The sequence below is a fragment of the Acinetobacter sp. D009 genome, assembly GCF_038562025.1.
Taxonomy (GTDB): Bacteria; Pseudomonadota; Gammaproteobacteria; order Pseudomonadales; family Moraxellaceae; genus Acinetobacter; species Acinetobacter pittii.
This window is the reverse complement of the sequence record NZ_CP151886.1, coordinates 3,017,293-3,029,652: the sequence shown is the minus strand read 5'-3', so window position 1 is coordinate 3,029,652 and position 12,360 is coordinate 3,017,293. Positions and strand designations below refer to the sequence as shown.

General features: G+C 40.0%; 10 protein-coding genes. 6 read left to right on the top strand and 4 right to left on the bottom strand.

Annotated elements, in window-relative coordinates; genetic code table 11:
• The first annotated feature begins 19 nt into the window (after positions 1-19).
• Positions 20-973, top strand: coding sequence for a DUF6160 family protein (locus tag AAC388_RS14470; protein WP_342370847.1), 954 nt, complete (start codon positions 20-22; stop codon positions 971-973).
• Positions 974-1,056: 83 nt separating this feature from the next.
• On the opposite strand, the gene AAC388_RS14465 is transcribed toward AAC388_RS14470, so the two are convergent.
• Complete coding sequence (locus AAC388_RS14465) at positions 1,057-2,001, bottom strand: tRNA-dihydrouridine synthase (protein WP_025464116.1); 945 nt, start codon at positions 1,999-2,001, stop codon at positions 1,057-1,059.
• Between the two features lie 84 nt (positions 2,002-2,085).
• A complete protein-coding gene (gene ccsA / locus AAC388_RS14460) occupies positions 2,086-2,895 on the bottom strand; it encodes a cytochrome c biogenesis protein CcsA (protein ID WP_002120294.1) in 810 nt (269 codons plus the stop codon).
• A gap of 140 nt (positions 2,896-3,035) precedes the next feature.
• Between ccsA and ffh the strand changes: the two genes are divergently transcribed.
• Complete coding sequence (ffh, locus tag AAC388_RS14455; RefSeq protein WP_342370846.1) at positions 3,036-4,448, top strand: signal recognition particle protein; 1,413 nt, start codon at positions 3,036-3,038, stop codon at positions 4,446-4,448.
• Between the two features lie 49 nt (positions 4,449-4,497).
• On the opposite strand, the gene AAC388_RS14450 is transcribed toward ffh, so the two are convergent.
• Positions 4,498-5,232, bottom strand: a complete 735-nt coding sequence (locus AAC388_RS14450; protein WP_064785587.1) for a pantothenate kinase — start codon at positions 5,230-5,232, stop codon at positions 4,498-4,500.
• Between the two features lie 14 nt (positions 5,233-5,246).
• A complete protein-coding gene (locus AAC388_RS14445; RefSeq protein ID WP_068526716.1) occupies positions 5,247-5,999 on the bottom strand; it encodes a biotin--[acetyl-CoA-carboxylase] ligase in 753 nt (250 codons plus the stop codon).
• A gap of 30 nt (positions 6,000-6,029) precedes the next feature.
• On the opposite strand from AAC388_RS14445, the gene AAC388_RS14440 reads away from it, so the two are divergent.
• From AAC388_RS14440 to AAC388_RS14425, 4 genes are all read left to right on the top strand, one after another.
• On the top strand, positions 6,030-6,833 hold the full coding sequence (locus AAC388_RS14440; RefSeq protein WP_014205929.1) for a sulfite exporter TauE/SafE family protein: 804 nt from the start codon (positions 6,030-6,032) through the stop codon (positions 6,831-6,833).
• A gap of 256 nt (positions 6,834-7,089) precedes the next feature.
• Positions 7,090-7,785 (top strand): GntR family transcriptional regulator, encoded by a 696-nt coding sequence (locus AAC388_RS14435; RefSeq protein ID WP_016144478.1) that lies wholly within the window; start codon positions 7,090-7,092, stop codon positions 7,783-7,785.
• Positions 7,786-7,795: 10 nt separating this feature from the next.
• Positions 7,796-11,245, top strand: a complete 3,450-nt coding sequence (smc, locus tag AAC388_RS14430) for a chromosome segregation protein SMC (protein ID WP_342370845.1) — start codon at positions 7,796-7,798, stop codon at positions 11,243-11,245.
• A 1-nt stretch (position 11,246) separates the two neighbouring features.
• Positions 11,247-12,278 (top strand): cell division protein ZipA C-terminal FtsZ-binding domain-containing protein, encoded by a 1,032-nt coding sequence (locus tag AAC388_RS14425; protein WP_078225459.1) that lies wholly within the window; start codon positions 11,247-11,249, stop codon positions 12,276-12,278.
• Positions 12,279-12,360: the final 82 nt, after the last annotated feature.

Sequence of the window (12,360 nt, the reverse complement as noted above, 5' to 3'; positions counted from 1 at the left end):
TCTTAAGGATTAGAGCGACATGAAGAATAAAAATATAGGGTTCTGGCTGCTACTTGCCAGTAGTTCAAGTGTATTTGCAATGCAACCTTTGGATGATCAAAGCCTTGCAGCAGCGACGGGCCAAAATGGCTTAACTTTAGGAATTCAGGCCGATAAAGTTAAATTTAACCAAGTCGCACTCATTGATACTAATGGTATTGCTTCAACTTCTTATAACAGTAAGGCTGGTTTTGTCATTGCTGGAAACTCTACTAATCCAGTTCCTGGTATAGAGTTTATTAAAGCCGCTGTATCGGGTAATCCTTCTTTTAATATTGCAATGGATACCGATGCTGGGGGGGGAAATCCTTTTTTAAATTTAGCTATATCTATGGGGAATGATGTAAACGGAATTCGACTTCTACCTTTTTCAGTTTATTTAGCCCCAAGTACATCTTTATCTAACCCATCCGATTATGCATTAACAAGTTATGCACCAAAATCAATTTTTAGTTCGGGAACGACAGTAAATACGGGTGTAAAAGAAATCATTCGTTCTACTGGAAATCTAGATATTAACTTTGTACAAACCAATAAACCCCGTTTAAACATTCAACTGGGTCATGCTGCCCAGTCCGTTATGGTTAAATTTGGTGGGGCAATTCAATCTATTTGTTCTGCTGCTACGGGTTGTCCAATTACTTTAGTGTCCGATAATACGGGTGCTACATTTGGGTTTAAGTTTGCAGGAACAAATACTTCAACTGGTTTTGTATTAGATGGTTTTTATGCAGGAGTTGATCCAACTGGATTAACTTTTGGTAATACAGGTGCATCTAGTAAATTTGATGCTTCACTTAATAATGTCACTTTAGGGAATATGGGTACTCAAAATACAACAACGTTTAATAATTTACCTAATGGTTCTATGGGGAGTTTTGGTGTCACTGGCGTTTCTGTAACTGACTTTAAAATGAAAGTAAGCGGCTTTTAAAAAAGAATAATAGCTTAACCTGAAATACGAAAGAGGGCGGCTGTGAAAACAATCGCCCTCTTTTTTTTAAAGGCTATGCCGAGTTAAATAGTATCTGATCTGGTGTGTTCTAATTGTTGAACAATCTCATCTAAAGCTTTAATTCGTTTCACTTGATCCCATAATTCTTTCGCTTGAGGGTAGGCTTTGGTCATCATACCTAACCACTGTTTATAACGACCAACCATCCCAATTTCTGTTTTTGCTTGACCGTTTAAAAAGCGAATTTGTAAGTCAACGAGTTGTTCCCAACTAAATAACGCTTCATCCATATTTTGGCGAATGCATTGGGTTAAATCAGGAGTTGTCACCGCACCACGGCCAATCATTAAGTCTTCACAACCAGATTGTTGCTGACAGGCTCTAGCATCAGCATTGGTCCAGATTTCACCGTTAGCAATGACATTAATTTTTAAAGCTTCTTTAATAGGTAGAATTTTTTCCCAATAAGCTGGTGGTGTATAGCCATCTGCTTTAGTTCGAGCGTGTACAGTTAACCAGCTTGCACCTGCATCTTCGACAGCGTGGGCATTTTCCATTGTATGGTTTTCATCGAGGTAACCTAAACGCATTTTTGCTGAAACAGGAATATGAGCAGGTACAGCATCTCTCACTGCTTTAATCAGCAGATGTACCACGTCTGGTTCATCAAGAAGGACTGAACCACCACGATGTCGATTAACGGTTTTTGCAGGGCAACCAAAATTAAGGTCGATTGCAGGTGCACCCAATTCAACAACTTTTGCTGCATTTGCTGCCAGCATATCTGGGTTATTACCTAGGAATTGAACATGAACAGGTGTACCGGCTGCCGTTTTACCGTCATTTTTTAGTTCAGGACAAAAACTATAATAGATGTGGTCTGGCAAAATACTGTCTGTAACGCGAATAAACTCGGTCACACACCAGTCGAAATCACCAACAGATGTGAGTGTATCCCGCATGATCGGGTCAGTTAAACCTTCCATTGGAGCGAGTATGAGTTTCACAGTCTGTGTCACCTGAGTAAAACGAAAACAGCGTTATACGGGATATGCATAACGCTGTCTAGTATCGATTAAATTTTAATTTCTCTAGCGCCCTAAGATCATCTCAAGCACAAATTTACTGCCGATAAATCCAATCGCTAAAAGTACAAAACCCATTAAGGTAAAACGAATTGCTTTTTGACCTCTCCAGCCAAGTTTGTAATGGCCGATCAGTAATGAGCCATAGATAAACCAAGAAATAATACTAAATACGGTTTTATGAGCGAGATGCTGAGCAAAGAAGCTATCAATTGTTAAAAAACCAAATGTAAGCGCAATCGTTAATAAAATGAAACCAGTAATGATTAGGTCAAATAATAAAGATTCCATCGCCTGAATCGGCGGTAGTAAGTTGACCCAGAAACGTTTTTTTTGTTTCTTTTTGAGTTCACGATTTTGGAACCACATTAAGATCGCATGTATGGTTGCCATCAGTAAAACTGCATAGGCAGAAAGCGAAAGAATGATATGAGTATCAAGTCCTAACGAATGCTGTTCAATAAATTGATCTGGTCGACTAAAGGCAAACCCTAAAATAAGACCAATAGCTGCGACAGGAATGCCTAACAAGTTTAACGGCAGAATAGGGCGGAAAGTACTAAAAATTAAGCTTAACAATAACATAAGCCCCGATGTAAAAGACATCAGGTTAAATACATCGTAGTTAATTCCTGCTGGTGTAAGCATGGCATCGCATAAAACTGTGCCGTGCAGTACTAATGCCAAGATAGTAACAAAAGCAAATAACCATGAGTTTGGTTCACGTTTTGACATTAAACGAATAAACAGATACCAGAAAGAAGTGGTATATGCGATGAGTGCCAAAATTGTATAAACCAAGGGGAGGCTAATCATGTCAAACCTTTTTCAGGATTAATTCATCTATATAAGATATAAATTCGCTGCGAACTAAAGTATCCTATAGCATTCTATGCATAAATTTTCTATTTCGAGAAAGATTTTTTTGCAACTAGCCATTTTAAGCGGATTTTGCAATGTTTGATACCTTAACAGAACGACTCACACAGAGTTTAAGAAATGTTACTGGCTCAGGGCAGCTGACCGAAGACAATATTAAAGATACCTTACGTGAAGTACGTATGGCACTTCTTGAAGCCGATGTCGCGTTACCTGTAACTCGTGAATTTATCGCGAAAGTTAAGGAAGAGGCATTGGGCCAAGAAGTGATGACTCAGTTATCACCAGGCCAGGCATTTGTAAAAATTGTCTATGACGAACTCACCAAGATGATGGGTGAGGCGAATGAAACACTTGATTTAAGTGCGAAACCTCCTGTTGTAGTATTACTTGCTGGTTTACAAGGTGCAGGTAAAACCACAACTGCTGCCAAGCTGGCACGTTTCTTAAAAGAACGTCAAAAGAAAAAAGTAATGACTGTCTCTGCCGACGTTTACCGTCCGGCAGCGATTAAACAGTTAGAAACTGTTTCAAATGAAGTTGGTGCAGGCTTTATTCCTTCAGATCCTTCTGAAAAGCCAATTGATATTGTTAATCGTGCAATTGAACAGGCAAAAATCCAGTTTGCTGATGTATTGATTGTCGATACAGCAGGCCGTCTACATGTCGATGCAGACATGATGGACGAAATTAAAGAATTGCATGCAGCAGTTAAGCCGACTGAAACTTTGTTTGTGGTTGATGCCATGACAGGTCAGGATGCTGCAAATACAGCAAAAGCATTTAATGATGCTTTAGCACTTACCGGTGTGATTCTTACTAAAACTGATGGTGATGCACGTGGTGGTGCAGCGCTTTCTGTGCGTGCCATTACTGGTAAGCCAATCAAGTTCTTGGGTATGGGTGAGAAGCTTGACGCTTTAGAACCATTCCATCCAGACCGTGTTGCTCAACGTATTTTAGGCATGGGTGATGTACTTTCTTTAGTCGAAGAAGTTGAACGTAAAATCGACAAAGAAAAAGCCGAAAAAATGGCGAAAAAATTGCAAAAAGGCGGTAGCTTCAACTTTGAAGATATGCTGATGCAATTTGAGCAAATGAAAAAAATGGGCGGCATGATGGGGTTCTTAGACAAGCTGCCTGGCATGGGCGGTGCAGGAATTCAGCAAGCGATTGAGCAAGCGAACCCTGAAAAACAAGTCAAGAAGATGGAAGCGATTATCCAGTCAATGACTGTTAAAGAGCGCCGTAACCCAGACTTGATGAACCCAAGTCGTAAAAAGCGTATCGCGGCAGGTTGTGGTATGGATGTTGCTGAAGTGAATAAACTTATCAAGCAACAAGCACAAATGGCCAAAATGATGAAGAAGTTTGCCAATCCATCTGGTATGAGCAAAATGATGCGTTCATTAGGCAATATGCAAAAGCAATTTGGCGGTGGCGGTGGCGGAATGGGTCCACTGTTTGGTAACAACGACCAAAAGAAATAAATCTATAAAATAAAAGGCGCATATAGCGCCTTTTATTTTGTTCTGTATTTTAGTCTTTAGGATAATGGGCAATATATTGCTGTAATCCTTTGAGTAAAAGATCGGTTTCTACCACAGGCTCATATTTTTGTAAGAACTTGGCAAATAGTGTTGCATCACCACCAGTCAGCAGTAGCTTTTTAGGAGATTGCTGCATAATATTTTCAATGGTACTAATCAGGCCTAATAAAATACCGTGATGTACTGCATCTACAGTGTTATTGCCCGGATTTAGGTTATCAAAAGCTGAGTCTGGAATTTTAATACCCTTGGTATTTTGAATAAGAGCATCTCGCTGCAAATACAAATTAGGCAGGATGTAACCTCCTAAATGCTGTTTACCTTGAGTTAAGTCAATTGTAAGCGCTGTTCCGCAACCAATAATGCAATAGTTTTCATCTGTCTGAGCTACAGCTAACACTTGTAACCAGCGGTCAATTCCAAGCTGGCTCGGAACTTCATAACCACACTGTAAGCCTGCATATTCAGAGTGAACTTTCGCAAAAACTACTGGAATTTCAAGCCATTTTAAAATCTGCTGAATACGTTGATTATTCTCGGTATCGAGTACCGAAGAAATCCCGATTCGATGCAGGCCTTGATGCTTAAAGTGTTGAATTAACCCAAGTAATAAATCGGCAGGAGACTGTAAATGTAGCTCAGCTGCATGTTCAATAGTTTGCTGATTTTCAGTAATCCAATACTTTAAACGGGTGTTCCCGATATCAAGCCATAAACTTTTCATGGAAGAACACCTGTTTATTGATTCACTTGCGGTCTTAAGCGACCTTGATAAAACTGTTGAGGTTCAGGAGTTTCAAGAATTACTGCACCTTCATTGGAGATTCCAACAAAACGACCATGTACCAGTCCCTGACTATGTTCGAACTGAACTAGCTGATTAATCCATGCCGCGTGATGGTTAAAACGTCCCGCTAAATTGTAGCAGCCATGATCAAACCAGCGAGCAGCATTTTGAATGGCAACATAAAGCTCTGAAATTAACTCAAGACGACCCATTTGATCTAGACCTAAATCCTCTAAAGAGGTAATTGGTTGATCACTATCAGTCACTGGTGGTGTTTTTAAATTAATCCCTACACCTACAATAGCCTGATGCTGAGACAGTGGTTCGACTAAAATTCCACCCCATTTACCCTGAGCACTATATAAATCGTTTGGCCATTTCACTTGCAGATTAAGAGCTTGTAACTGGGGGATTTGCAAAATATTCAGAGCAACTTCAAGTGCTAAGCGACCATCTAAGGGTGTTCGAGTTTGCACCAATGTGCTTAAATAAATGTTTCCTTCAGGTGAAATCCATTGCCGTTGATGTTGACCTCGCCCTTGAGTTTGTTGAGCACTGCAAACCAAGCCCGTTGTAATGCCTTTTTGGGCAATTTCACGAATATCATCATTGGTCGAAGTTGTGGTTGCTTTTAATAAAACCACTTCTGGAAGCTGGTTTTTTGCGCTTAAAAGTTGTTGTAGTTGGCGAGTCTCTAAATCCATGTTGAATATGAGCAGAGTGGTAAAACATTTATGGAGTTAATCATATATTTACTCATTGGCGCAATTGCTGGTTTTACTGCCGGATTGTTTGGAGTTGGTGGCGGACTAATTATTGTACCAATCCTCTATGTCGTTTTTACCCAATTGCACTACGATCCCGCGGTAATCATGCATATTGCAGTCGGAACATCGCTTGCAACCATTATTGTGACGTCTTTTAGTTCTGTTTCAGCTCATCATAAAAAGGGTGCAGTACTTTGGCCTGTTTTTCGTAATTTAGCGCCTGGACTGGTGTTGGGCTCATTTTTAGGGGCGGGTATTGCCGACCTGATGTCTGGCCAGCATTTGCAACTTCTTATTGGTATTTTTGCGGTTGTGATGGCCTATCGGATGTTTAAAGGAGCACATGTAGTTGTTGATCCAACGCGTCAGCTCCCTTCAACCCCTATGCAATTCATGGCGGGTGGAGGCATTGGTATTGCCTCTGCAATTTTTGGAATTGGGGGAGGAAGTTTAACCGTTCCATATTTAAACCGTCATGGCGTGGTCATGCAAAAAGCTGTCGCGACTTCTGCCGCTTGCGGTTTACCAATTGCAGTTGCTGGCGCGATTGGCTTTATGTGGTTTGGTGCCAAAGAACAAATCTCAGTGCCTAACACGATTGGTTATGTGCATATCTATGCGTTTATTGGCATTAGTGTCATGAGTTTTGTCACAGCGAAGTTTGGAGCAAAGGTTGCTCATGCGTTGTCGCCGCAGATGTTAAAAAAATGCTTTGCTTGCCTCTTAGTGGTGGTAGGTAGTTATTTTATTTATAAAGGCATTATGCATTAGAGACTAAAATCTCAAATTTATAAGACTGTGGAGTAAAAGCTTGAATTTTTAGGAATTCGAGCTTTTTTTATTCATAACATATAAGAGCGCTCCAAGCTTTTATTCATCTGATTTTGGTGTTGTTTTTAAATGAGTTGGCTTAAAATGCAATAAAATTGTCAGACAATGACATAGTTTTTAATCGATGGGATCAGTTAAAAACAAGGATGCGAAAGAAAAGCATGGATTAATGCATATAAAAAGTAGCGGGTGATTTATGAATCTCGAAGAGACAGAAAGTCTTTCTGAGCAAATTGTCAAATATATTAGCGAACAGATCATTAGTGGCGAGCTAGTAGAAGGCGAACGTATTCAAGAACTACGTATTGCCAAAGAACTTGACGTTAGCCGAGGATCAGTTCGTGAAGCATTGTTATTATTAGAGCGTACTCATTTAATTGAGATTTTTCCACGCCGTGGGGCAATTGTTTCAGAAATGTCTGCACAACAAGTTAAAGCGTTGTTTGATACAAATATGATGTTATTGGGGCATATTGTACAACGCATGAGCGAAACATGGCGTGCGCATGAAGCAGATCAATTACAGTTGCTATTAGAGCAACTTCTTGAACATGTCAAAGCAGGTGATATCGAAAAATTTTATGATGGGGTCTTCCAATATTTAGCTGAACAGCAAGATATGGTGGGTAATCCTTATCTAATGAAATTTTATAAAGAGTTATTACCCTCATTACGTCGTAGTTATTTTTTGACCTTAAATACCTCTAAGCGGGAACTACAAGAAGCATTTGCATTATTTAAACTCGTGACTGATGCAATTTTAATCCGAAAATCACAACAAGCCGCTTTATTTATGGAAGATTTTTGTCGACACTTACGTAACCTTGTGTTGGAATCGCTGACACGAATGAAACAGATTGAATTGGCTTGGGCAAGACGCTCACGCCGCTAGTTAGGGCATTATGCGTTTAAGCAGTTTAAAACTTTCCGGCTTTAAATCTTTTGCAGATAGTACAACCTTAAATTTTAAGGCTAACCGCACAGCAGTGGTTGGTCCAAATGGTTGTGGCAAATCAAATGTAATCGATGCAATCCGCTGGGTGATGGGTGAGTCAAACGCTCGTCAACTCCGTGGTGGTAGCATGCAAGATGTTATTTTTACGGGGACTTCCAAACGTAAACCCGTTGGTGTGGCCAGTGTTGAGCTACGCTTTGATAATACTTATGGAAAGTTGGGTGGATCGTATAGTGCTTATAATGAGTTAGCTGTTCGCCGTCAGGTCACGCGTGAAGGTAAGTCAGAATATTTCTTGAATGGTACACGTTGCCGCCGCCGTGATATTACCGATATTTTCTTGGGAACAGGCTTAGGACCACGTTCATATGCGGTCATTGAGCAAGGCATGATTAACCGCTTGGTTGATGCCAAGCCTGAAGAAATGCGTGTGTTCATTGAGGAAGCCGCAGGTGTTTCTCGTTATCAGGCTCGTCGCCGTGAAACTTTGCAGCATCTTGAACATACAGAGCAAAACCTTTCACGTTTAGACGATATTGCACTAGAGTTAAAATCGCAGCTTAAAACGCTTAAGCGTCAGTCGGAAGCAGCGGTTCAATATAAAACTTTAGAAAGCCAGATTCGTACGCTCAAAATTGAAATTTTGTCTTTTCAGGCAGAGAAAAGTGTACGCCTACAAGAAGAATATACCGTTCAAATGAATGAATTGGGTGAAACCTTTAAATTGGTTCGCTCAGAATTAAGCACGATTGAACATGATTTAGAAGCAACCAGTGCTTTGTTTCAGCGACTTATTCAGCAATCTTCACCGCTACAACAAGAATGGCAACAAGCTGAAAAGAAACTATCTGAGCTGAAAATGACTCTTGAACAAAAACAGAGTCTATACCAGCAAAATAGTACCACTCTCGTTCAGTTAGAGCAGCAAAGATTCCAAACTAAAGAACGTTTACAGCTTTCTGAATTGCAACTTGAAACACTGAATAATCAGCTAGAAGAACAAACAGAAGCTCTAACTGGTGTTGAGCATACAGCAACGGAGGCTGAACAAAACTTTGCTGATTTACAATCTCAGCAGAAACAAGCACAACAACAGTTTGAGCAAGTAAAAGCTCAGGTTGAAAAACAACAGCAGCAAAAAATGCAGATGTCAGCTCAAATTGAACAGTTGAGTAAAAATGTTCAGCGCATTGAGCAGCAAAAAGAAACGCTGCAACATCAAGCAAACCAAATTCAATCGCATGTTCATGAAGATGATCAGGGCGAGCTTGAGCAACTGCAACAGAAATTACTTGGCGAAATCGCGTCGCTTGAAACTGAAATTGAGCAACAATTACTGCATTTAGAGCAATCTCAACAGCAACATCAATCAAGTAAAAATCAGCAGCAAACGCTGAAAACAGAAATCCAAGTTTTATTATCGGAGCAGAAAAACCTAAGCCAGCTTGTTGCAAAGCAAAGTCCAAAACAACATCAAGATACGCTACGTTTAATGCAGGCTCTAGAGTTAACAGAGCAAGGTAAACCACATGCGCAGATTGTTGAGAAGTTTTTAGCAAAATGGTTACAAGCTCATATTCTTGAGACTGAACAAGTCTTTCAAGAAGGAGTTGCTCGCCAGCTAAAACCTTCAGAGCAAACAAGTAAATTTAAAGGTAACTTGGCTTGTTTAAATGAGTGGATTGCATCGCCACAGCTATCAATCTTTTCAAATGTAGCGATTGCACAAGATTTGACTCAAGCTTTAAATGAGCAAAAGCAGTTGCAACATGGCCAGTCTGTTTTGACTTTAGATGGTTATCATGTCGGGCAGGATTGGGTGATTGCCCTTATGTATGATGACGAAAGTCAAAGTGCACAAGGTATGCTGAGCCACCGTATTCGTCTAGATGAAATTGAACAAGCTCTTCAAAAGCAGCAACCAGAATTACAAGTATTAGATCAAATTATAGTTCAGCAAAAAGATGATTTAGGGCAATTACAGTCTGGTGTGCAGCACAAACAGCAGGTTGTGAAACAAAAGCAAAAAGACTTACAACAGCTTGATGTGCAAATTGCCAAGCAACAAACCGCAGCACAAGCATTTTTATTGCAAAAACAGCAATTAAAAGATCAACTTGGTCAGTTAGACATGCAGCTTGAAGAAGATGCAATGCAAAAAGACGATCTTGAAATTGATTTGCATGCATTAGCAATCAAGCTTGAAACCATTTTACCTGACTATAAAACTTTGCAATTTCGGGTAGAAGAATTAACGGAACAGTTAGACGAGCAGCAACAAGCCCTGCAACATCAGCAACAAGAACGTGAAATTTTACGCCGTAATAGCACGCAGACAACTCAACAGATTGAGTTGCTTGAAAAAGATATCTCATTCTTGCAAAGCCAATATCAGCAAATTAATGTTCAAATGGAGCAAGCGAAAAAGTTTGTTGACCCTATTCAATTAGAGTTACCAAATCTTGAGTCAGAGTTTCAGCAACAATTTGCTCAAACTGAAAAGTTGCAAAAGAACTGGAATGAATGGCAGCTTGAACTCAATAGTGTGCAGGAAAAACAGCAGACTTTGACCGATCAGCGTCATCAATATCAACAAAAAGATGAGCAGCTCAGAGAACAACTTGAAGCGAAACGGTTGGCATGGCAAGCAGCCAAGTCAGATCGTGAGCATTATCAAGAGCAGCTTAAAGAGCTAAATGCCGAGTTTCAAAAAGGCTTACAAATAGATTTAGTCGAGCACCAGCAAAAACTGGAAAAAGTACAGAAACAGTTTGAAAAAATCGGTGCAGTTAACCTTGCCGCTTCGCAAGAGTTTGAAGAAGTTTCTCAGCGTTTTGATGAGCTGAGTCACCAGATTCAAGATTTGGAAAATACGGTAACTCAATTAAAAGATGCGATGAAAAGCATTGACCAGGAAACCCGTAAGCTGTTTATGACAACTTTTGATCAGATCAATCAGGAGTTGCAAAACCTGTTTCCAAAGGTTTTTAATGGTGGTGAGGCGAGTTTAAGTCTTGAAGATGACTGGCAATCTGGTGTTAAACTGATGGCAAGGCCACCGGGTAAGAAAAATAGTTCTCTAGCATTACTTTCCGGTGGAGAAAAGGCTTTAACAGCGTTAGCATTAGTATTTGCGATTTTTAGATTAAATCCGGCACCGTTTTGTGTACTAGATGAAGTGGACGCACCACTTGATGATGCGAATGTTCAGAGATATTGTAATTTGGTAAAAGAACTTTCTGAACATGTACAATTCATTTACATTACACATAATAAGCTGGCGATGACCATGGCAACTGATTTGTTGGGTGTGACCATGCCTGAACCGGGTACATCAAAATTAGTCACTGTCGATTTAGAACAGGCAAAAGAATACGGGTTAGTTTCGGAGTCATAGAATGGAAATCAATACGATTATTGGCATCGTTGTTGCCATTATAATTATGCTAATTGGCTTAAAAATGATTTTAAAAAAGCCAAACCATGCTGAACCCTCATTAGACAGTGATTTACATATTAATCCTGATAGTAATCAACCGGTTATACCTAGGCACGTGAGAGATCAGCTTGAGAAAACTGAAGCTGAATCTGTAGCGGTGACTAGTGCAGAGCGAGTAGAACCGACTTTAAGCGAAGCTCCTGAAACAAAACAGTCAGAAATTGAGACCGTAGAACCCGCTAAAGCAATACAAACTGAAAAAACTCAAGCAGTTGTTGAAAACGCTTCTGTAAAAGAAATTAAATCTGAAGAAACAGTACCAAGCTCTGCCATTCATAAAGATGGTTCAGTTGAATTGGTTGATACAGTTTCTGTTAAACCGGAAGCTGAAGCTTTAGCAAAAGAAAATTTGGAAGCTGAAAGCGAAAAAACTGAGCCTGAGTTGAGTTTAAATCCGAATATTGAAACCGCCGAAATTGCTGAGTTTGAAGGCGAGAGTAATATTCTGGATGTGCATTTACATGAACAGCAACGTTATGATGATGAAAGTGCATTAGCGATGGCTGAACAGATTATTGCGCTAAATGTTTATCCAAACCCTCGTCGTGCATTGTCTGGCGATAAAGCGCTTAAAGTGCTGTTGAAATATGGTTTACGCTACGGCGAAATGTCGTGCTTCCATCGTTATGAAAATACCGATGAGCCGAGTGTACTCATGTTCTCTGTATTGCGTATGACAGACAATGGACCAGCTGGTTTTGATCTTGAAACTCTATCTACTGAACAAGTTCAAGGGTTGGCATTTTTCCTTGCGCTTCCAAACAGTAAAGCCGTGACTGGTTTTGATATGATGGCGAGTATTGCAGGTTTAATTGCTCGCGAAATTGATGGCAAAGTTTACGATGAGAATAATCTTGAATTTACGCCACAGTTAAAAGAGCACTGGCGTCATCATGTGATTGATTATCGTCCGGCACAGGCGACCGCCTAGTTTTAATTTTTTACGTTCGTTGCGATAATTGCAACATATCTAGTCGCAGCTCAGGGTGGAGAAATTTCCACCCTTTTTTATG